This window comes from Streptomyces sp. NPDC002463 (assembly GCF_042889835.1).
Classification (GTDB): Bacteria; Actinomycetota; Actinomycetes; order Streptomycetales; family Streptomycetaceae; genus Streptomyces; species Streptomyces nymphaeiformis.
Map to the genome: position 1 here is coordinate 42,365 of NZ_JBIARL010000012.1, position 21,808 is coordinate 64,172.

Genomic DNA, 21,808 nt, shown 5'->3' on the forward strand with positions numbered 1-21,808 from the left:
CGCCAGTACGCCACGCCGACTCTAGACGACGTGTGGGACGGCGTCATTGGTGTGTGCATACGTGACGGCAGCTCACACCCAGGACCGGGAGTCGGGACACACTTGGCTGGATGAGGGTGTGTACGGGTCCGGCCGGGGTCACCGCATGCCGTGGACCTCCGGGACCGCGGCGGTGAAGGCCTCCGGTCGCCCCTGAGGGAGGTTGCGGCCTGCGTCGTCCACCACATGGTGCGTCCGGAACGGGGACATCGCCGCACCGGCGACCTGGATGAACAGCCCTGGCTTCGGGTCGCTGACGCCGTGTTCGATGCGATGAATCGTCTTGTGGTCCGCCCGGCGAGGGTGCCGACCCGAAACCCGGGCCCCGGCTTGATGAGAGGGCGGTGCCGGCACGCTGCGCGTGCTGGTGGACGACGACGTTGCACGGGCCGTCCGGTGCGGTATGGCCGGTGCTCCGCCCTCGAGTTCGGTCGCCCCGGTGTCCCCACTCACCGTAACGGGTCGGGTCGAGCGGCGAGGGGCGAAATCTGGACGTCGCTCGCATACGAGTGATTGCATGGTGCAGAAGGAGCCGGAAGCAGGCGTGATCAGCCGGATCGGCACAGTACACCGGACCCTCCGGTACGTCAGCCGATGGAGGCCGCACGATGAATGACCTGAATTCGATGGTCTACCCGGCGTCGACCCGTCTGGTCGGACGGGACGAGGACCTGGCGTACATCCAGTCGTTCTTCGCCGACTCCTGGGTTCAAGGGGCGTCCCTGCTCCTTTCGGGCGAGGCCGGGGTGGGCAAGACGACGGTCCTGGACGCGGTGGCGCGGGGCGCCGCGCATGACGGTGTCCGCGTGCTGCGGGCGAAGGGCGTGCAGTTCGAGGCGGACATCGCCTATGCCGGTCTCAATCAGCTCCTGGTACCCCTCTTCGACGACTTCGACGTGCTGGACACCGTCCACCGGGACGCCCTGCACGTCGCGGTCGGCATCGGTACCGGTCCGCCTCCCGACCGCCTGCTGACCTCTACCGCAGCCCTGTTGCTGCTGCGGCTGGTTTCCGCCCGTACGCCTCTGCTGCTCGTCATCGACGACCTGCCGTGGCTGGACCGGGCGACCAACGCCGTGCTCGGTTTCGTCGCCCGGCGGCTCGTCGGCAGCCGGATCGGCTTCCTCGCGGCCTCCCGGGAGGGCTCCGACAGCTTCTTCGAGTCGAGTGGTCTGCCGGAGCACCGGCTCAAACCGCTCGACGAGGCGTCGTCCGCCGAGCTGCTCGCTCTCGCCCACCCCGACGTCGCCCCCGCGGTGCGGCGCCGCATAGCCTCCGAGGCACGCGGGAACCCGCTGGCACTGATGGAGTTGCCGTCGGCGCTCTCCGCCGAGCAGCGTACGACGCTGACAGCGGTACCCGCCGTGCTGCCCCTGAGCCAACGGCTCCAGGCGATCTTCACCTCGCGAGTGGCCACGCTGTCAGCCGCCGGCCGGGAGCTACTGCTCATCGCCGCCCTGGACGGTACCGGCGATATGGCTGCGATCAACGCGGCGGCGGGGCGGGCCACCGACGACGACCTGGCCCTCGCCGAGCGCAACCGACTGGTGACGGTTTCGGCCGACAGCCGACGGTTGTCCTTCCGGCATCCGCTCATCGGCGCCGCGGTGGTGGAGCTGGCGACGGCGGCAGAGCGCAGACGGGCGCATCAGGCACTGGCCGACGTGCTCGAGGGCCAGCCGGAGCGCCGCGCGTGGCATCTGGGCGAGGCCACCGTCGGTCCGAACGAAGGCGTCGCCGCCCTACTGGAGGAAGCGGCCCACCGCCGGCTGCGGCGTGGGGACGCGCTCGGCGCGATGGCGGCGCTGGCCCGTGCGGCCGGACTCAGTCCCGCCAAGGCCGACGAGAGCCGCAGGCTGGCCAAGGCGGCCTATGTCGGCGCGGACTCCACCGGTGAGCTGGAGGACGCTTCGCGGCTGCTCGCCGACGCCCGGCTCGTGCATCCCACGACCGGACAGCAGTCACTGCACGCGGCGGCGGCGTCCGCGTTCCTGCTGATCAACCGGGACGGTGACGTCTACACCGCGCACCGGCTCCTGGTCGGCGCGATCGAGGCCGGAGATCACGGCTGGGACGCCTCGGACGACGCGCTCATCGAGGCGCTGCACCTTCTGGTCCTGCTGTGCTGGTACGGCGGCGAACCCCATCTGTGGCAGCCGCTCCTGACTTTCGTGGAGCGGCTGACCCCCGAGCCGCCTGAGCTGCTCTGGGTGACCACCCAGACCTTCGCCGACCCGGCGCGCACCGGCGCCGCCGCGCTGCCCCGGCTGGAGAAGCTGATCGCCACCGTGGGAGAGGAGCCCACCCGCGTCATCCGGGTGGGCACCGCGTCGGTCTTCCCCGACCGGCTCGGCGATTTCCGGTGGGCCACCCGCCAGCTGGCCGAGCAGGGCCGCGCGGGTACGGCGCCCGTGCGCCGGCATCTGGGCGCACTGATGCACCTCGGTCTGGACTACTTCCATCTGGGCCGCTGGGACGAGGCCGACCAGTTCGCCGACGAGGGGCTGGACCTGTGCGAGAACCACGACTATCGATTCTTCGCGTGGTACTTCCACTACATCAAGGCGACCGTGGCCGCAGTGCGCGGCGACACGGAGACCAGTGACGCGCTGTGCGAGGAGGTCATCCGCTGGGCGGCTCCCCGCGGTGCCCACGGTGCGCGCTTCTTCGCCGCGCAGGCCAGGGCACTGGCCGCGCTGGGCGGCGGCGATTTCCAGACGGCCTACCAGCACGCCTGCACGCTCAACCCGCCCGGGACCGTGGCGCCCTACCTCCCGATCGCCATGTGGGGTGCGATGGACATGGTCGAGGCGGCCGTCCGCACCGGTCGGGAGGCGGAGGCCGCGGCTCACGCGACAGCGATGCGGGCCTCCGCCATGGCGGAGCTGTCGCCCCGTCTTGAACTGCTCGTGCTGGCGGGCGAGGCGATGACGGCGCCCGCCGACGAGTCCGTGGCCCTCTTCGAGCGGGCGCTGTCCCTGCCCAGCTCCGATCGCTGGCCCTTCGACGCCGCGCGGGTGCGCCTCTTTCACGGTGAACGCCTGCGGCGGCAGCGTGCCACGACAGAAGCCCGGGAACAGCTCACCCTCGCGTTGAGGAGCTTTCAGCAGCTGGGCGCGCAGCCATGGGTGACGCGTACGGCGGCCGAGCTGAGGGCGAGCGGACAGCCCGCGCCGGCGGCCGCCAGGGGGAGGCCTGCGAAGCTGACCGCACAGGAGCTGCAGATCGCCACCCTCGCCGCGACCGGTCTGACCAACAAGCAGATCGCCGAGCGACTGTTCCTGTCGCACCGGACCATCGGCACTCATCTCTACCAGATCTATCCGAAACTGGGCATCACCTCGCGTGCCGCGCTGCGGGACGTGCTTGCGGAGCTCGCTGCCGCCCCCGAGGACGGCTGAGCCGCACGTCGGCTCGGCCCCGCCGGCTCAGTCATTTGACGTATGCCGGCCTCAGAGCCTCCGGGCACAGTGATCCCGGGGTTGCCCTTCCCCGTCAGGCACCGCGAAAGGGGAACCGGATGCTCGGCGCCTCGGACAGCCATCCGGACATCCACTGGCCGTCCGGTTTCTCACCGTCCCACGCCCACAGCTTCTGTCGGGCTCAAGTGTTCGTGCACGCCCCGCCCGCAGCCGCCTTCCACCTGCTCACCGATGTGTCGCGGTGGCCGGACTGGGTTCCGGGCGTCACCGGAACACGCTCGGGGACTCTGGAGGACGCGTTCGAGGTCCGCTTCCACGGACACCGGTTCGAAATCTTCGTCGGAGAGCGGGTTCCGCCGAGGCGTCTGGGCTGGTCCGGCGTAGGCGCCGGTGTGCAGCTGTACCAGGCGTGGCTGCTCACCCCGGTCGAGGACGGCACCCGTGTGGTGACCGAGAGCGTCGTGCGCGGCCCAGCCGCCAAGTCCCTCGATGCGCTGGCCCCCGTGTGGGCACGCCGCCTGCACGTCCTGTGGCTGGCGCGGCTCAAGCGGCTGTCGGAGAACGCCCCCGGCAAGGTCGCCGGTTAGGAGTTGTCCGGCCGATCATGCGGCAGGGGCAGATAGGGACACCGGTCTTGCCTGTTTGCTGAGGGGTTGCAGAGGCGCCGACTCCACCCTGCCTGTGAATCGGCCACCCACCTGATCGGCGAGCCAGTGGACGCGGGCGATCTGGTCGCCGTTCCGGTCCCGGGCGTGAACGTGGACGGTGTGGTCCTGCGACGGTTCGTCCTGTACGTGACGTACTTGCGCCAGGACATCCGGCGACCTGATCACGGCTTCGAAGTCGACCTCTCCCTGATCGATGTCTGCCGTGCCCAGCAAGGTACGCACCGCACGTATCGCTTCAGACAGGTCGGTGGTTGTGAGGACCGCAGCCGCAGCAGAGTTACTCATCCCGGATCCATAAGACGGCACTCACAGACCGGCCCGAGCGGGTGCTGACCTGCCTCGCATTTGTCAGGACCGGAGCCATATTGCAAGTGACGCTGCGGTGACGGTGCCGAGGAAGACGTAACCGCGCTTGTCGTACCGCGTGGCCACCGCTCGGGACTGCTTGAGTCGGTTGATCGCCCGTTCCTCAGCATCGGCGCGCTCCGCATCGACACGGCGGCCGACGATCTGCGGCCGGCGATCCGCAGTGCCTTCTACGGCGACGTCGACCAGTCGATCGCCGACGCGGCGATCGCCCTGCTCGGCCCCGAGTCACCGACGGCCATGGCCACGCAGCCGACCACGCTGACCGAGCGGGGACGGGGTTCGATACCCCGTACCTACGTGCTGTGCACCGAGGACAAGACCATCCCGTCGCTCTCCAACGCTTGTTCGTCAAGCAGGCCGACAGCGCCTTCCCTCACCACACGACCAACGTGGTGACGTTGGAGTCCACACACGCGCCGTGCCTGTCGATGCCGGATCGGCTCGCTGACGTCGTCGCCTCACTGGCCTGATCGAGGGGCTGCAAGCGCTTGTCGGCATCGGCGACGCAGTCGGGCGATGTGCCGCCCGACGCATCTGCTGCCGAGCGGCAAGCGGGATGCAGCCCGCCGCCGAGGCCGTTGTCGACCTCTGCTGCCGGAGCCGGTCTGTCAGGTCTCCAGGTTCCTCCCGGCGCATCAGCCAGCGGATGCAGGCTGCGGAACTCGGCCGTCAACTCGCGGTGCACCGCGTGCCTGTACAAGGTTCCGCTCAACGATGCATACGGGCGGAACGGCGGGCGGCGTCGATGGAGCCCAGGACCAAGGCGTGCTGGTAACCGGGCTCGGCTCTGTCGGGCAGGCTGGCCGCAAGCGCCTGTCCGCAGGTGTCGAGGACAGCCTGGTGCTCTGAGCGAACCCGGGCAGCCGGCGCCGCGGCCAGGTCGAGGCCCGTTGCCCGTGTCCGCTCCGGCCAGCGGACTGAGCGCCGCGCTTTCACAGCCGAGGCAGGTGAGCAGGCGGCGCGATGCCGGCAGGCGCAGCGCTCGAAGAGCCGGCCGGACTCCTCGGGGGCCACGGTGTTCGCGAGTACCTCATGAAACTGCTCCGGCGACAGGGTCACCAGCCGGTCGGCGCCGTCGTCTCCAGGTGTACGCAGGTGGTGGACCGGCGCACCGGGCAGGAACACCTGGTTGACCGGGGCCCGACGCGGTGGCCACCGCCCCGGCCCATATCGGCAGCGATGAGGTGCTGCGCGACGGGCCCTCCGACGGAGTGCCCGGCGATCACCGGTGGTGCCTCCGGAGAATTCGCGATGCCGGCGTAGTGGTCCGTCAGCGCGTCCAGGTCGAGACCGGCGAGCGGTCCGGGTGAGCGGTACACGTCGCAGACGGACGCCTGCGACGTCACATCACCATACGGACAGATATCCATATAACGCCGACGGTCTCGCCGATCACCGTCATGAAGGGTGGAGACCGACGGTCAAGTTACTTATGTACGTCACCCGAGCCGAGACGAGAGTGGACCTTGCCACCACACGCCGACGGGAAGGACCAACCCGGCATGAACCGCAACCACCCCGATGTCCAGCACCGCAAAGCGCTTGAGGGCACCCCCGTCCTGAGCCTGGACATCGAGCGCGTACTGGGCGCCTCCGCCCGGCAGACGGTCGGGGCGGAGTTCCGGTTCAGTCCGGAAGCCCCTTGGGTCGTGTCCGTGACGCTTCTCGTGGAAGGCGGCCCGTGCGTACGCTGGCGCATCGGACGGGATCTGCTCCAGCAGGGGCTGTACTCGATGAGTGGTCTGGCTGACGTCCAGATGTGGCCGTCGAAGGAGCGGGCGACCTCATGGCTCCAACTTTGCTCGGGTGACATGGCGGCTCTGTTCGAGCTGCCCGTGCCTCCGCTGGCGGAATGGCTGGAAGGCACGTACGCGTTGGTCCCCGCGGGCCGTGAACTGGCTGAAGTGGACTGGGACGCCGCCAGTGCAGGCCTGCTCCCCGCTCGCCGCGCGCAGTTCGAGTGATCACATGAACGCCTGTGCCACCGCCCGCCCGACAGGCGTCGGCCTGCAGGAAGGGACGGTCGAGCACATGGCTCGGCATCCTGGGGGCGGTGTGGACATGAAGGCTCCGAAACAGGGACTGTAGACACATGTGTCATGGCCGCTAGGACACATGTTGCCATAACAAAGATGCGTTGTCCGCATCCGGCGAGCGGCAATCTCGCCAGCTGAGGCACCGGCGCACGCGTTCTCCTCGCTCCCCGTTTCTCCCGGCTGTGTGAACCCCTGCAGCGTCGGCTCCGTTCCCCCGGAGAGCCTCTTCACACGACTTCGGTCGGTGGATCACGGTGCGGCGATACGTCGCCATGACCTGTCCGATGCCGGGTGGGAGCGGTGGGACGACCCCGCTCCCGCACGTTTCGACCTCCGCGACGTCTCCGCGCGCCAGTTCGCCTTCGGTGTGGGGCATCCGGCGGGCAGGGCTGAGCTCGGCGCCGTCAGAGCCTGTCGCCGTCTGGACTTCCGACCCGTGCCGTCCGCTCCAGCAACCGAAGGGTGGCGGACAACACGGGCTCGGCGCCGGGCGCCGCCGCCTCGGCAACCTCGCACGATCCGGCCGGCCCCGGAACCCATGCCCTCCGGTCGAGGTCCTCGGTGAGGGTGGCCGTCAGGGAGTCGAGCTGCCGCACGGCCGATGTGTGCCGTTCAGTACCCGTCCGGGGATCGACGGCATCAAGAGACATGTATCCAGGCCCTTTTGATCGATCATGATGGGTGTGCCCTCTTCAAGGGCAGACAGTGTTGGCTTTGCCGAGCATACGTTTCTCCAGGTGTCCCCGGGGACAGGCTGGTCAGGGCGCCGGAGGGGCCGTGCGACTCATCGTCCGCTGGTGGAGACGGTCCTGAGCGGGCTGTGCCCGTCCGCCTTCGAGCGGGAACTGCCGGTACGCGATGCGGTGACGCCCGGGATCGATCGCACGGACCGTGCAGGCGGCGGCCTGGCCCCCGCACAGCAGGGGGTGCAGGGTGCGCCCGCCGCCTTCCCGCAGTACCTTCCTGCACGGGGCGATCAAGGCGGAGTACCGTGGAGCACCGTGTAAAAACCGAGCCTCCCAAATGAGGGAGAAGGTATGCAGGGAGAGTCGCGTTGCGGCTCTGCCGTCGCAGTCCGGGGGACAGCTTCCTGATGAACGACGTGGACCGTTCCGGTTGTCGTGTGGGGTCACGCCTCATCGGACGTGAAAGGGACTTGGCGTATATCAGGTCCCATTTCGATCATTCCGGACGCGGTGCAGCTCTGCTGCTGTCAGGGGAGGCCGGTCTGGGCAAGACAGCGGTCCTCGAAGCGGTGGCAGCCGAATTCCGTCACGAGGGCGCCCAAGTCTTGCGCGCAAGCGGCGTGCAGTACGAAGCGGACATCAGCTACGCCGGCCTCAATCAGCTCCTCGTTCCGTTCTTCGACTCCTTCGGCTTCCTGGAACCCGACCACCGCGACGCGCTGAGGGTCGCCGTGGGTATCGGTGACGGCCCGCCCCCGAACCAGCTGCTGGTGTCCACGGCGCTCCTTTTCCTGCTTCGCCGGATAGCCCGTGAGAAACCGCTGCTGATCACGGTGGACGATCTGCCCTGGCTGGACCGGGCCACCACCTCGGTGCTGGCTTTCGTGGCCCGCCGACTGACCGGCAGCGACATCAGCTTCCTCGCGGCCACCCGCGTCCCCTCCGACGACTCCTTCGCGTTGGGTGACCTGAGCGAACACCGGCTGCAGCCCCTGGACGACGTGGCGTCCGGCGAACTGATCCGCAGCGCTCACCCTGATGTGCCGCTCTTGCTCCGGCGACGTATCGTCGCGGAGGCACACGGCAATCCGCTCGCCCTGGTGGAACTTCCCACCGCCCTGAAGAGCCGGCAGGAGGCAGGCGCGTCGCTGCCCTCCGTACTTCCTCTCACCGAACGCCTCCAGAAGCTGTTCGCCTCACGCGTGGCCGACCTGCCCCTGGCCAGCCGGGAGGTGCTGCTGGTCGCGGCGCTGGAAGGCACCGGCGATCTCGGCGTGATCGAGGCGGCCACCGGAAGCAGTCCCGTCGTCGATGCCCTGGAACCTGCCGAACGCGACCGGCTGTTGACCCTATCGACGACGGCCCGCCGCATGTCCTTCCGGCATCCGTTGATCGGTTCCGCCGTGGTGACGGGGGCCACGGCCGCGGAACGGCGAAGGGCGCACGAGAAGCTCGCCGACGCACTGACGCACCAGTTGGAGCGCCGCGCCTGGCACCTCGGCGAAGCCACGACGCAGCCCACTGGGACGGTCGCCGACCTGCTGGAACAGGCTGCCCACCTGCGATCACGCCGGGGCGACGCACTCGGTGCGGTGGCCGCCCTCACCCGCGCCGCGGAGCTCAGCCCTGTGCCTGCCGACAAGAGCCGTCGCCTGGCGGAGGCCGCATACCTCGGGGCCGAGGCGACCGGCGAGCTGGCGGATGCCTCACGTCTGCTGGCCGGAGCCCAGCAGGCCGATCCCGCAGCGGAGTCCTCGCTGCATGCCGCGGCGGCATCCGCCCTTCTGCTGATCAACCAGGACGGCGACGTCAGTACCGCACACCGTGTCCTCCTCGATGCCATCGAGGGGGGAGAGCACGGCTGGGACGCCTCCGACGAAACTCTGCTCGAAGCCCTGTTCACGCTCAACCTCTTGTGCTGGTACAGCGGGGACCCGGAAAAGTGGCCGCCGTTGTTCCGGGCGATCGACCGGCTGGCCCCTGCACCCCCGGACCTGCTGTGGGTATGCGCCCAGACCTTCGCCGATCCCGCGCGTACCGGGACGCGGGCATTGAGCCGGCTGGACGAGCTGCTCAGTGACATCGGCGAGGACCCGGCCCGCATCGTGCGCCTCGGCCACTGCGCCGTGTACCCGGATCGGCTCGCGGACCTACGGGAGCCGTCCATGCGCCTGGTCGAGTCGGGCCGTGCGGGCACGGCGCCCCTGCGCCGGTACCTCGCCGCCCTGCTGCACGTGTGCTTGGCCGACTACGACGCAGGGAAATGGGACCACGTACTGACCCTGGCCGACGAGGGCATCCGCCTGTGCGAAGAGAACGGCTACCGCTTCCTCACCCGCAAGTTCCAATACCCTCTGGCCCTCGTGGCCGCGGCTCGTGGAGACACGGAGGCGAGCGCCGTACTGACCGAGGAGATCGTCGGCTGGGCCACGCCCCGCGGTGCCGACGGAGTACGGGCCCTTGCCTGCCACATCAGAGGCCTCACCGCTCTCGGCTCGGGGGACTTCGAAAGCGCCTACCTGCACTCCACCACGTTGACGCCTGTCGGGAGCCTTCCCCCCTATCAGCCTCAGGCCATGGCCAGTGCCGTGGATGTGGTGGAGGCAGCTGTCAGAACCGGAAGGGTCGCGGAGGCCGCCGCGCACACGGCGGCCCTGCGAGCATCGACGATGGCGGAACTCTCGCCCCGCCTCAGCATGCTCGTGCTCGCCTGCGAAGCTCTGATCACGACGGACGAATCGTGCCTCCCCCTCTTTGAAGAGGCGCTTTCCCAGGTGGATGACGGGCAGTGGCCCTTCGACACGGCGCGGGTACGCCTGTTCTACGGTGAGCGGCTTCGTCGTCACCGGCTGACGAGTCAGGCACGGGGTCAGTTGGCCGAGGCCGCTCGGGTCTTCGACCAGCTCGGGGCGGCGCCGTGGAAGACGCGCGTCACGGCTGAGCTGCGCGCGAGCGGCCATGTCTCGATGGCCGCCGCAAGGCCGACCAAGGGTCCGCTGACGGCCCAGGAGCGGGAGATCGCCACCTTGGCGGCGACGGGACTGACCAACAAGCAGATCGCCGAGCGGTTGTTCCTTTCGCACCGGACCATCGGCACGCACCTGTATCAGATCTATCCGAAGCTCGGAATCAACTCTCGTGCCGCGCTGCGTGACGCTCTGGCTGCTCTCGACGTGGAGGACATCGGCTGACGGCCGCCCCCCGGTTCCTGACCGGGAGCGCGTCTTCACCGGTCTGCGAATGCGGCAGTCCGAGCGGTTGCTGAAGGTGGTCCGGGTACGCCGAGCAGGCAGCCCCGAAACCAGCCCTCACCCGCCCGGACGATCGAGCCGTCAGTCAAGTCTGTTCTTGGACCAGTCGGTCAGTCTCATGGTGCCGTCACGGACAACGGCGATGGCGACGTCCTCCGGCGAGAGACCCGCATGGTCGCGGTCCGTATAGACGTACTCCCCCTCCGGTGTGACCAACTTCAGTTCGGCCAGGGCCTTTTGGATTCTTTCCGGGTTCGCGCTCTGCGCCTTCTCGATGGCCGCGGCCATCAGCTTGACGGCGACATAGCCATCGACGTCGAACTGCGGGGGATTGGTGCCGTGGGTCTGTACGAACCGCTTGCTCATCGCGAGGACGGAATTCTTGACCTTGGAAGCGGGAAGGTCCGCGGCCACGCCTGGGAACGTGGTGGCAAGGACGACGCCTTCGGCCGCAGGGCCCGCTCCCTTCACGAATTCCGGTGCCGCCGCTCCGTGGCTCATGGTCAGCAGCATGCGGCTTCCTGACGCGGCGAACTCCTTGGCGATGTCCACGGTCGTGGGGCCGGTCGCCCACACCATGAGGGCCTGGGCATCGGTCGCGTTGATGCGCCGCACGACGGCGCGGAAGTCCTTGGTGGTTCGGAGGTCAGACGGTCCGGTCCATGCGCGGGATCAGTAGCGCTGCCGCCGCCTGCGCTTCCAGCCACACCCCCGCCTGGCCGTAGGTCCAGCCCAGCTCCCTGACCGCGGTCGTCCAGGCTGAGGCTCCGAAGTAGAACCACAAAATGTCCCGGGTCTGCTCTCGGGTGAGATCGGGACGCACCTCGCCGAGGTCGAAGAGCCGGTCGGCGATCAGGTTCACGTGGTTCCGGTAGAACCCCAACGCGTAGTCGGCGGCCTTGGCCACATCCGCGTCCGAGTTGCGCGCGTCCATGAGCACCACAAGCGTCTTGAAGTGCCGTTCGATCACCGCGCCCGTGCCCGCGGCCGTCAGCCGCAGGATCTCCCGGCCGTCGCCGGCGGTCACGATCTGCCGCATGGTGCGGCCGGTCAGCTCGTCGTCGGTGCTGTCCTGTGCCATCGCCAGGATCAGTGCGGGTTTGCCGCCGACGCTGGAGTACACCGTGTTCAACGCGACCCCCGCCTCCTCGGCGACCGTCGCGACGCTCACGCGGCCGTATCCCCGCGAGACGAAGAGGTCACGCGCCGTCTCGACGATCGCCCTGCGGGTCTCCTCCGCCCTCCGGGCGCGGAGCTGAGATGTGTACACGCGCTGGCTCATGTGCGGCATGCTACCCACCCACTTCAATGGATGCTGTATATATTCAATGTACGTTCGTTCCATCCAATTCGGGCCGCACCCGCACAGGCCGTCACCGCGGGCACCCCCAGAACCTTCGCGAAGGAAGCGGGAGAACATGAAGCACAGACTGGCCGTACTCGCCTGCGCCCTCACCGTCACGGCGACGACCGCCGTCACGGCCGTCTCCGCCTCGGCGGCGACGCGCCCCAGCCCAGAACCGCGTGTCGTCGCGCACCTCGACCTCTCACGTGGGCAGACGCCCGAGAACATCGCGCTGACGCCCGACGGCACCGCGGTGGTGACCTTCGCGGCGGCCCGCCAGGTGGCCACCATCGACCCGAAGGGCGCAATCCGGATCCTGGCCACCCTGCCGGCGCCCGCCGACGGAGGTGTGCACACCCCGGTGCTCGGGTTCCCCCTGACCGCGGGCATCGTCCGTGCCCACGACGGCACGCTGTACTTCCTCTACGCGACCGGCACCTCGGACCTGACGGGCCTGTGGCGGATGCGTCCGGGCGGCGCCCCGCACCGCATCACCGCGCTCCCCGCCGACAGCCTCCCCAACGGGCTGGCACTGGACGAACACCACGGCCGGCTCTACATGGCCGACTCCGCCCTGGGAAAGATCTACACGGTGCGCACCTCAGGAGGGCCCGCCACCACCTGGTCCGCCGCTTCCGAGCTCGCCTCGACCGGCTTCGTCGGCGTCAACGGCCTCAAGCTCCACCAGGGCGCACTGTGGGCCGGCAACCTCGACCAGGGCACCATCGTGCGCATCCCGTTCGGTCCGGGCGGCCGACCCGGGCACGCCCAGGTCCGGGCGACGGGGCTGCAGGGCATCGACGACTTCGCCTTCACCGGTCGGGGCGACCAGATCCTCGCCGCGATCGACGGTCCCAACAAGGTCGTGAGCGTCGAGCACGACGGCAGCTCCTCCACCGTGCTCACCGGCGCCGACGGCCTGCAGAACCCCACCTCGATCGCCGTGCGCCGGGGCACCGCCTACATTCCCAGCGCCGCATACCAGACGGCCACCCACCCCAACCTGATGGTGCTTCCCGGAGTGGGCCCCATGGGCAACTCCGGTCAGGCCCCGCACGGTCACGGTGGTCGGTGATGTGCTGCCCGGCCCGAACATCCTGCCGAGGCCGGCGGGAGCGCAGTCGCCGCGAACGTGATCGCGATCGCGCCACCCGCCTGAGGCAGCCGAGAGGTCGGTCAACAGCACGAAAGGCGTATCCCCTCGCCGCGTACCGTACATGTGTATCGGCACTCAGCGGATACACCCGCTCCACGAAACACGTTGAACGAGATACTAGAAAGACGCGACCCGGCACTCACGTCGGGCCTTCTTTCCGCGAAGGTCCCCGCGAGTGATCACCGGTACGCACATGGCCGGTGTCCGCCACGAGGACCCGCTCCATACCCGGCCGGTCCTCAGCCGATGGCCGTAGCCAGCTGGTCCGCGACCTCACGCGGTGAGGGCATCGCGGCGATCTGGTCCGCGGCACGGCGGGCGTTGGCGCGGTACTCGGGATTGCCGGCGACCTCGTGGACGGCCTCGGCGACGGAGTCGGGGGTGGCCGGCGGCATGACCGCCCTGCCAATCCCTGCGGCTGCGACGGCGCCGGCCTGAAGGAACTGGTCCGCGCCCTGCGGCACGACCACCATGGGCAGGCCACGCGAGACGGTGCCCATGGTGGTGCCGGCGCCGCCATGCGTGACGACCAGGTCGATGTCGTCGAGCAGCTCGGCGAGCGGGGTGAAACCAACGAACTGCACGTGCTCGAGACCGTCACCGAAGTCGGCGGCGTTGCCCGCCAGGCCGAGCGTGACGACCAGGTCGACCCCGGTGCCGAGGGCGTCGATGACCGGCCGCAGAACACCGGGCTCGCCGAAGTGGGTGCCGAAGGAGAGCAGCACCTTCTGACGGGCGCCGGGGGCACCGGAGGCGATGGGGGCCGTACCGGCGGACGCCGGGGTCTCGGCACCGCGGTGGGCCTCGGGCCTGATCGGGAGGCGGCCGTTCGGAACCTGCCGGTTGGGATCCTGGAGCAGGTCCGGGCAGGGGTCGAGGTACCAGGTGGGCGCCGGCACGGTCAGGCCGCGCTCCTTGTAGCGACGCTCGGCTACCGTGTCGAAGACATCGGTGAACTCCGCCGGGATCTGCGGTCCGAACGCCAGCTTGGCGTAGGGGACTTCGAGGGTGGCGGCTACGAGCGGGCCGACATAGTCGGTGGCCTCGACGACGATCAGGTCGGGACGGAACTCGCGTGCGGCGGCGACGGCCTCGTCGGCGGTGAAGTCGATACGGGCACCGGCGAACACCTCGGCGGCGACGGCCGGGTCGGGCGCGGTCGGGTCGTCCACACCCGCGAGTCGGGCCGCCTCGGTGAGGAGTACCGGCATCTCCGGGCCCACCGGGAAGAGGGTGATGCTCTCGGCGGCGAACAGAGGGGCGAAGCCGGCCGAGGTGATCACGGCCACCTCGTCGCCGCGGTCACGGAAGGCCCGGGCGAGGGGCAGCTCCGGAAGGAGGTGTCCATGCGCGGGTGTGCTGGAGAAAAGGATACGCATGGCGTGAGCATACGTGACTTGAGTGAGGTGTTTCACTGTCCAAACATGCCGATTCACACATGTCAGTTGGTCGACACCTGGGAGGCTCCCAGCGCCATGACTTCAGGCATCGCCGGCGGATGAGTGCGCATCCGAGGGTCAGGAAGGCTTCGCACCCGGCAGCCGCTCTCGCGGAGCCGTCTCCTGGGGGGAGCCCGACGTCATGGCCCAAGCGTACGGAAGGCCTGCGGGACGGTGGTTGAATCCTTCCCCGCGGCATGCCGCGCGCCGTGTCGTCGGCGGCCGACAACACCAAGTACACACGGCACTCGGCACTCGGCGATGACACGGTGCGCGGTGACGCACGGCGGCGCCGACCGTGTCAGTAGGTGGTCACGAGGGGCTTGGTCTCGTCGACGACGTACGTGGAAAGCATCATCGTCGTCACCGTGCCGACGTTGCGGGCGTTGTGAATCACCCCGTTCGGGATGAAGAACGGGTCGCCCGTGCGCAACCGCAGCGGTGGCCTGTCGTCGAACTCCATGAGGACGTCGCCCCGGACGATGTACCCGACCTCGACGCCCGGATGGCTGTGCCGGCCCGACTCCCTGTACCGGGGGATCTGCACCAGCGTCTGTACGGCCTCCCAGCCCTCGGCAGGCGAGGGGTGCTCCTGGAGCAGGGTGCGGGTGACGCCCTCGGTCGGGTCCTGGCCCGCGGGAACAGGGGTGCCGCTGGCGCAGCACGGCTCGGCGGCCGCGGCGGAGGACGGCAGGGCGGCGCCGAGTACGCCGGCTGCCGCAACACCGCTCGTACGCAGGAGGACACGCCTGTCGAGCATCATGATTCCCTTCCTAAGCCAAACCGCCTCTTTCCCTACCAAACAACCACGTGTGCATACTCACGTGCAAGAACCAAAGTCGGCCAGTGACACACATGTGCAAGGCAGGGGTTCACGGACTGGTACCAAGAAGGGTTCCCCACGGCTGAACCTCGGTCCGGGCGCAACCTCCATGCTCACCCTGTCCCCGGCCCCGACATGTGTCCGCGCGCCGAAGCAATCGGGGCGGCCCCGTGCCGGGGCGAGGCGGGGAGGATACGGTCACGGGAACCGCAGCGCGGCGTGGCGCGGTTGCACGGTCCGGCAGGGGACGCGAAGGTCAGCTCCACCGGGCCGCGACCAGCACGGGGCCGCCCGGCACCGTGGGGAACCTCCGCACCTCCACCGGGTCCGTGGCGGTGAGCGTCTCCGCCATGCGCTCCGTGTCGTAGGAGTTGCCGCCGTTGCGCACCGCGTTCCATCCCGCGACGGCCCGCCGCAGGGGGTCGGACACGGCGGGGTTCGTGCCCACGACGAGCCAGCCCTCAGGGCTCAGGGCCTGGATCAGCCAAGGCACGGCGGCGGTCAGCGCCTCCTCCGACAGGAACGGTGCGGGCAGCCAGGCGAGGTCGTAGACGGCTCGCTCCGTCAGATCCGCGACGTCGAGGTGGCGCAAGGTCACCCGGCCCGTGACGTCCGCTTCCGCTTCCGCCAACTCCCCTGCGGCCAGTCCCAGCACACGTTCCAGGACGTCGATGCCCACGACCTCGGCACGCGGGAACTCCCGGGCCAGGACGATCGCCAAGGCCGCCACGCCGGTGCCGACGTCCAGGACGCGGCTGCCTTCCCGGCCCAGCCGATCGGCCAGACCGGGCAAGGCGGGAACCACCCGGGCGGCCAGCGCCCGGCCGGTCATCGCGGACGCCCGCCCCTGGCTCAGCAGCACGGCGTCGTCCTGGTCCGCCCAGCCGCCCGACGTACCGGCCGGGACACCCGCCGCGGCGGAGACGGCCTGGCGCAGAGAACTCAGACGTGCCTGGACGGCGCTATCGGCCGTCGGACCGTCGGCGTACACCATCGATGGGTGGGGCGTGAGGGTGTCTCCCTCTCGGCGGATCAGGCCTGCGGCCTCCAGTACGGCGGTGCGCGCCGGCTCCGCCTCCAGCACGTCGGCGAGAGGCGTCGTGACCGCGTCCGCGATGGTCCCGAGCATGGCCGCCAGGGCCCACGGCGCGGCGTCGAGTGTGGCCGCCGGATCGTCACCCAGGGCCACGGAGGCGGTCTTTGTGGGCTCGGGGGCCCCGGACGCGGCGCTCACAGCGCGGCGCCGAGGTAGGTGACAGTCGCGGGGGTGTCCGTAGGCATTCATGCATTGTCCCTTCGACTCTTTCAGCCTGCCTCCACGATCATCACCTGTCAATATGGTGACTTGCTGCGCGTGTGTGCATGGATGTGTGACTGACATGTGCAGGCGTGTGTCGGCCTCACCCGTCCCGGCCGTCAGACACCCATGCCCGAGGAGCTCCGGCCCGACTTCCGCTGCGCCGCAGGTGGGTGATCGAGCGGATCAGTGGGGGCGGCCAGCCATCGCGCTGGCTGGAGCGCCTCTCACCGAAGGCGGACGCGCGGTCTCTCCCGTCTGTCGGGCCGCGCTCTCCGCCGCAGAGCGCGGCGGAACGTTCGGTACGCATCGCGGAGACCGAGCGGAACGTGCCGCGCGACTGCCCCTGCCCGGTACACCGAACAAGTCGCCCGCCAACGAAAAGGCCCCGGGGCTCCCGGCCGGTCCGCGCGCCGGCCAGCGGCCGAAAACTCCGCCGCCACTGCGGTGTGCTGCCCCGGCTCGTGCTCTGACATCCGCGACAGCGGGCGTCAGCCGAGCTCCAGCAGACCGGTTACGGCGACGTGCAGGGTACGGCCGAGCCGTTGGGCGAAGTCGACGCGCGTACCGGCGAGTTCGGGGTCGCGCTGGGCCTCTGCGACGGCCTCCGAGGGATGGGCGAACGGCCACAGACCTGCCGTGCACACGATGGTCAGGGAGACCAGCTCACGGGAGGTCGCCGGCGTCAGACCCGTCATGCTGCCCCGCACCACGTCCGCCAGTCGGTCCAGGAGCCGAATGTGAGCGAGCTTGAACTCGCGCGCCGACTCGGCGGAGATGTTCCGTTCGAGTTCGGATCCGAGCGCGCTCAGCAGATCGCACAGAAGGGACCGCTCGGCCAAGGACCTGGCCAGGGCGTCCGTCACGGCAGCGGGCGAGGCCGCGCCGTGCGCCATCGGAGACGGGAGTTCGGCGGGCAGCTCCTCGATCCACTGTGCGAGGGACCGGTTGAGCAGCTCGAAGAACACCGCCTCCCTGGTCTCGAAGTACCGTACGACGTTGGTCTTCGACAGTCCGACCCGTCGGCTCAGCTCGCGCAGGCTGATCTCGCCGACGGGCATCTCGCTCAGGAGCTGCGTCGCGGCATCGAGAATGGCCTGCCTGCGGATCTCGCGCTGTTCCGCGCTGCGCGCACGCTGGAATTCCGTCGACCGCTCGTCTGTCATCGTCACATCCCCGGAGTAACTTCGTGGTGGGACGCTCCCGGCGCCGCCTTGAGAAGCCTAAGCCCGGATGCCGGCACCGCCCGAAGGGCGGTACCGGCGCGGTTACGGACCCGAGTGCGGGTCCGGTGGTGCGGGTCACACGGACTCACTGACACGCCGCCACTTGGCGTCCGAGGCGGCGAGCGTCTCGGACACGAACCGGGCGACCTTGACGGCGTCCCTGCCCAGGAGCAGGTGCAGCGGCGGCTCCTCGGTCTCGGTGATGTCGATCAGAACCTGCGCGACCCGCGCCGGGTCGCCCGGCTGGTTGCCGTCGGAGGCCCGCTGGCGGGCGATGGCGGGCTCGATGACGGACTTGTAGGCCTCGCTGACCGGCGGCGTGGCCATGGAGGAACCCGCCCAGTCGGTGCGCATGGCACCCGGCTCGGCGACGGTGACCTTGATGCCGAGGTGGGCGACCTCCTTGGCCAGGACCTCGGAGAAGCCGCCGACGGCCCACTTGGCGGCCTGGTAGGCGCCCAGACCGGGACCGCCCACGCGTCCGCCGACGGAGGAGATCTGGATGATGTGGCCGGAGCCCTGCTCGCGCAGGACCGGGAGGGCTGCGCGGGTGACGTTGACGACGCCGTAGAGGTTGGCGTCGATCTGGTCGCGGAAGGCCTCGTCGGTCATGTCCTCGATGGGCGCCATGTCGGCGTAACCGGCGTTGTTGACCACGACGTCCAGACGGCCGAAGGCGGTGACGGCGGCCTGCACGGCCCGGCGGGAGGCCTCGGCGTCGGTCACGTCCAGAGTGACGAGACGGACCTTGTCGCCGTACTTCTCCGTGAGGTCGTTCAGCGACTCGGTGCGCCGGGCGGTGGCGACCACGTTGTTGCCGGCCTCCAGCACTGCCTCGGTGATGGCACGGCCCAGACCGCGGGAACTTCCGGTGATCAGCCAGGTCTTGCTCATGATGACGCCTCGATTTCTGTGTCTGAAGAGAGTTGTGCGGTGAGTACGGGTGGGACGAGGGGAGCCAGGCGGCTCGGTACGCGGGGAGGGTCCTCAGATGAGGAAGCCGCCGTCGACCGCGAGGTGGGCGCCGGTGACGTAGGACGCCTCGTCGGAGAGCAGGAACGCGACCGCCTTCGCGATTTCCTCGCCGGTACCCAGACGACGGGCCGGGATCTTCTCGGCGATCTTCGCGACCTCCTCCGGGTTGCCCTGCTGGCGGGGGACGGGGATGACACCGGGCTGGAGCTCGTTGATCCGGATGCCGTGCTGGGCCCAGTCCGCGGCGGCGGCTCGGGTCAGGCCGCGAAGGCCGTGCTTGCTCGCGCTGTAGGCGGCGCGGTGGGACAGTCCGCGGTCGGCGAAGACGCTGGAGATGTTGACGATGGCGCCGCCGCCGGCCGCCCGGATCGCCGGGATCTGGTACTTCAGTCCGTAGAAGACGCCGGAGAGGTTGATCCCGAGGGTCTTGTTCCACTCCTCCTCGGGGAGGTCGGGAACATCGTGGTGGACGCTGGACGTGCCCGCGTTGTTCACGGCCAGGTGCAGAGCGCCGAAGTGGCGGACGGTCTCGGCGACGGCGTGCTCGACCGCACGGGGGTCGCTGACGTCACCGGCGACCGCGAGCGCGTTTCCGCCTGCCTTGTCGATCTCGTCGGCGAGCTCCTGCAGCGGTTCCGGCGAACGGCCCACGAGCGTGACGTTGGCGCCGCGGGCGGCGAGCAGCCGGGCGATGGCGGACCCGATGCCGCTGCCGGCACCGGTCACGAGTGCGGTCCTGCCTGCGAACTGGTCGTCGTAGTTCATCAGAAGCTCCTTCGCTGTGTCGTTCTGCACGTCTGTGGTGTGAGCCGGGGGGGGGCCGGGCGACCGCCGGTGCCTCACTTGCCGGTGTCGCTCGCCCGGACGTTGAGGGCTCCGTACCGGCCGCCCTTGACCCGCGCGGGGTCGAAGAGGGCGTCCAGGCGGGCCACGTCGTCGGCGCTGAGGCGGACCGAGGCGGCCGCCAGGTTCGCGCGGACGTAGGCCTGACGCTTGGAGCCGGGGATCGGGACGATGTCGTGGTGGCGGGCCAGCAGCCAGGCGAGAGCGACCTGGCCGGCGGTCGCACCGATGCCCTCGGCGTACCGCTCGAGCTCTTCGACCAGCCGCAGGTTCTGCTCGAAGTTCTCGCCTTGGAACTTGGGGAGGGTCGAACGGAAGTCGTCGCTGTCGAACTCGGCGCCGAGCCGGAAGGCTCCGGTGAGCATGCCGCGCCCCAGGGGGCTGTAGGGCACGAGGGTGATTCCCAGGCGGCGGCACTCGGGCAGCACCTCGGCCTCGACGCCGCGCTCCCACAGCGAGTACTCGCTCTGGAGGGCTGCCACGGGGTGGACGGCGTGTGCGCGCCGCAGGATCTCCGCGCTGACCTCGCTCAGGCCGATCGCGCGGACCTTGCCGTCGGCGACCAGTTCGGCCATGGCGCCCACGGTGTCCTCGACGGGGACGGCTGGATCGAGCCGGTGGTAGTAGTAGAGGTCGATCCGGTCCGTTCCGAGCCGCCGCAGGCTGGCCTCGCAGGCGGCCTTCACGTACTCGGGCCGGCCGTCGAAGAAGCTGCGGCCCTCGGGGGTGGGGCGGGCGGAGAACTTGGTCGCCACCACCGCCTTGGCCCTGCGGCCCCGCAGGGCCCGCCCGAGCAGTTCCTCGTTGTGACCGAAGCCGGCCACCGGCCGTCCCGGGGTGGCGCTGCTCGCCCCGTAGTAGTCCGAGGTGTCGAACAGCTCGACACCCAGGTCGATCGCGTCGCGGATGGTGGTGACCGAGGCGTCCGGGTCCGCCGCTCCGTAGAACTGCGACATCCCCATGAGTCCCAGGCCGACCGGCCGCACCGAGATACCAGAGCCGCCGAGCGGCGTACGGGCTACGGCTGCGAGGTCTTCCTTCATGGCCTGAACCACCCTGCTTCCTGGATTCTGCCCGAGCCCCCTTAAGAGGCCACTGGAACCTTATGCACTTCAAATTAAAGGACCACTGGCCTCTTGTCCACTTCAGGCACCTCGGAGTGACGCAGGCCACATCAATGAACCCGTGTGTCAAGGAGGCAGGGGTACGAGGCAGCCGGTCAGCGCTGCACGTGTCAGAAACACACACGTGTACGCAACAAGTGCTGAGCAGCCGCACCGCCCTCACCGCTGAGGCACGTCGAAGCCGCCGCCCACGGAGCCCGGCCGGTGCCAGGACGTCCGTACGGTGAACGTATTTCGCTGACATGTTCCTGATCCTGAGCGCCCCCACACCGTCCGACGGGACGGGCCTCGAGAGCGTGGTGGTGAACCGCCTGAGCGTCGAGACCGGCACCCTCTTCGTCACGTCGGCGGGCAACACCTGGGCTCCGGACAGCATCGGCGGCCCAGGTCGCGGTCGTCACGGTCGGCGCCGGCGGCTGGTTCGCGGACACCAGGCCAGGGAGCGAAGGGATTCCAGCCGCTGCCCAAGCGGCTGGTGAGCGAGCAGGGGGCTACGGCTGACAGGATGAGCCGCGAACTCACCGGAGAATCTGCACCAACCTGGGGAATCGAAACGGACATCCCCACGCGGCCGCATGAACGTCGATCAGATGCCCTCTGAGCCGGGCGCCGTTTCGGGGGCCCGCTCCCAGATCGCGCCGACGGCCCAGAGGTGGGACTCGGGCCGTCGGCGCGAGGGACGGCTCCTTGCCACCTGGGCGGGTGGACCCCGGAGTGCCGTCCCGGCCCGCCGCCCGCGTGTACAGCGACGGAGCCTCCACTGGAAGGACGAAGCGGCCAGTCGAAAGGTTCAGCACATCGTGCTCGGAGAGACAACAGGTGTCTCGACGGTTCTCAGAAGTACATGGCCCGATGGCTGCGATAGGTGAAGGTGTCGCCCGAGCCGAGAATGGTGACGATGCCCTCGCAGAAACGCCGGTACTCCCTCTCCTCCTCGGCGGGCAGGGCCACGGAGCGGGCCGCTTCCGGGAGCCTGACCCGGCTCAACATTTCCAGGTCGGGGACCAGAACGTACACGGGACTCCCCTCCCCAGTACGGCGGCTCGTGGGGCGAGTCCGCCGGTCGGCTGCGCCACACGGCAGAACGGACTCCGCCGGCGGTCGCCGGT

The 21,808-nt window shown here is 69.6% G+C and carries 17 protein-coding genes and 2 pseudogenes; 6 read left to right on the plus strand and 13 right to left on the minus strand.

Annotated features, from left to right (window positions below; all coding sequences use genetic code 11):
• Positions 1–647 precede the first annotated feature (647 nt).
• Positions 648–3,440, plus strand: coding sequence for an ATP-binding protein (locus ACFYX3_RS24045; RefSeq protein ID WP_389016809.1), 2,793 nt, complete (start codon positions 648–650; stop codon positions 3,438–3,440).
• 119 nt (positions 3,441–3,559) lie between these two features.
• Entirely contained in the window at positions 3,560–4,048 is a 489-nt protein-coding gene (locus tag ACFYX3_RS24050) for an SRPBCC family protein (RefSeq protein WP_389016812.1), read from the plus strand.
• Positions 4,049–4,477: 429 nt separating this feature from the next.
• Here the strand turns inward: ACFYX3_RS24050 and ACFYX3_RS24055 are convergent.
• The 3 genes and pseudogenes from ACFYX3_RS24055 to ACFYX3_RS24065 all read right to left on the minus strand — a co-directional run.
• Positions 4,478–4,700: pseudogene (locus ACFYX3_RS24055) on the minus strand (IS5/IS1182 family transposase); the annotation flags it as partial.
• 171 nt (positions 4,701–4,871) lie between these two features.
• Entirely contained in the window at positions 4,872–5,183 is a 312-nt protein-coding gene (locus ACFYX3_RS24060) for a hypothetical protein (RefSeq protein WP_389016815.1), read from the minus strand.
• 370 nt (positions 5,184–5,553) lie between these two features.
• Entirely contained in the window at positions 5,554–5,844 is a 291-nt protein-coding gene (locus ACFYX3_RS24065) for a hypothetical protein (protein ID WP_389016818.1), read from the minus strand.
• Positions 5,845–6,000: 156 nt separating this feature from the next.
• Here ACFYX3_RS24065 and ACFYX3_RS24070 point away from each other — a divergent pair, with 156 nt between their 5' ends.
• Both ACFYX3_RS24070 and ACFYX3_RS24075 read left to right on the plus strand, forming a co-directional pair.
• Positions 6,001–6,462 carry an SsgA family sporulation/cell division regulator gene (locus ACFYX3_RS24070; RefSeq protein WP_389016821.1) on the plus strand — a complete coding sequence of 154 codons (462 nt, stop codon included), beginning with the start codon at positions 6,001–6,003 and terminating at the stop codon, positions 6,460–6,462.
• Positions 6,463–7,627: 1,165 nt separating this feature from the next.
• The gene (locus tag ACFYX3_RS24075; RefSeq protein ID WP_389016824.1) at positions 7,628–10,411 is read left to right on the plus strand and encodes an ATP-binding protein; all 2,784 of its coding nucleotides are present in this window, start codon (positions 7,628–7,630) and stop codon (positions 10,409–10,411) included.
• Positions 10,412–10,552: 141 nt separating this feature from the next.
• Here ACFYX3_RS24075 and ACFYX3_RS24080 read toward each other — a convergent pair.
• Both ACFYX3_RS24080 and ACFYX3_RS24085 read right to left on the minus strand, forming a co-directional pair.
• Positions 10,553–11,098: pseudogene (locus ACFYX3_RS24080) on the minus strand (ABC transporter substrate-binding protein); the annotation flags it as partial.
• 19 nt (positions 11,099–11,117) lie between these two features.
• On the minus strand, positions 11,118–11,753 hold the full coding sequence (locus tag ACFYX3_RS24085; protein ID WP_389016827.1) for a TetR/AcrR family transcriptional regulator: 636 nt from the start codon (positions 11,751–11,753) through the stop codon (positions 11,118–11,120).
• A 136-nt stretch (positions 11,754–11,889) separates the two neighbouring features.
• On the opposite strand from ACFYX3_RS24085, the gene ACFYX3_RS24090 reads away from it, so the two are divergent.
• The gene (locus ACFYX3_RS24090; RefSeq protein ID WP_389016830.1) at positions 11,890–12,891 is read left to right on the plus strand and encodes a hypothetical protein; all 1,002 of its coding nucleotides are present in this window, start codon (positions 11,890–11,892) and stop codon (positions 12,889–12,891) included.
• 320 nt (positions 12,892–13,211) lie between these two features.
• Here the strand turns inward: ACFYX3_RS24090 and ACFYX3_RS24095 are convergent, their stop codons facing one another.
• The 7 genes from ACFYX3_RS24095 to ACFYX3_RS24125 form a co-directional block, all read right to left on the minus strand.
• Positions 13,212–14,351: a glycosyltransferase gene (locus ACFYX3_RS24095; RefSeq protein WP_389016833.1), complete on the minus strand. Its 1,140-nt coding sequence runs from the start codon at positions 14,349–14,351 to the stop codon at positions 13,212–13,214.
• A 361-nt stretch (positions 14,352–14,712) separates the two neighbouring features.
• Complete coding sequence (locus ACFYX3_RS24100) at positions 14,713–15,174, minus strand: cupin domain-containing protein (RefSeq protein ID WP_389016836.1); 462 nt, start codon at positions 15,172–15,174, stop codon at positions 14,713–14,715.
• A 316-nt stretch (positions 15,175–15,490) separates the two neighbouring features.
• Complete coding sequence (locus tag ACFYX3_RS24105; protein WP_389016839.1) at positions 15,491–16,423, minus strand: SAM-dependent methyltransferase; 933 nt, start codon at positions 16,421–16,423, stop codon at positions 15,491–15,493.
• A gap of 599 nt (positions 16,424–17,022) precedes the next feature.
• Positions 17,023–17,697, minus strand: coding sequence for a TetR/AcrR family transcriptional regulator (locus ACFYX3_RS24110; RefSeq protein WP_389016842.1), 675 nt, complete (start codon positions 17,695–17,697; stop codon positions 17,023–17,025).
• A gap of 135 nt (positions 17,698–17,832) precedes the next feature.
• Complete coding sequence (locus ACFYX3_RS24115) at positions 17,833–18,651, minus strand: oxidoreductase (protein ID WP_389016845.1); 819 nt, start codon at positions 18,649–18,651, stop codon at positions 17,833–17,835.
• Between the two features lie 93 nt (positions 18,652–18,744).
• Positions 18,745–19,497 (minus strand): SDR family NAD(P)-dependent oxidoreductase, encoded by a 753-nt coding sequence (locus tag ACFYX3_RS24120; RefSeq protein WP_389016848.1) that lies wholly within the window; start codon positions 19,495–19,497, stop codon positions 18,745–18,747.
• A 74-nt stretch (positions 19,498–19,571) separates the two neighbouring features.
• Entirely contained in the window at positions 19,572–20,618 is a 1,047-nt protein-coding gene (locus ACFYX3_RS24125; RefSeq protein WP_389016851.1) for an aldo/keto reductase, read from the minus strand.
• A gap of 323 nt (positions 20,619–20,941) precedes the next feature.
• Between ACFYX3_RS24125 and ACFYX3_RS24130 the strand changes: the two genes are divergently transcribed.
• On the plus strand, positions 20,942–21,178 hold the full coding sequence (locus tag ACFYX3_RS24130; RefSeq protein ID WP_389016854.1) for a hypothetical protein: 237 nt from the start codon (positions 20,942–20,944) through the stop codon (positions 21,176–21,178).
• 355 nt (positions 21,179–21,533) lie between these two features.
• Here ACFYX3_RS24130 and ACFYX3_RS24135 read toward each other — a convergent pair whose 3' ends face one another.
• A complete protein-coding gene (locus ACFYX3_RS24135; RefSeq protein ID WP_389016857.1) occupies positions 21,534–21,716 on the minus strand; it encodes a hypothetical protein in 183 nt (60 codons plus the stop codon).
• Positions 21,717–21,808: the final 92 nt, after the last annotated feature.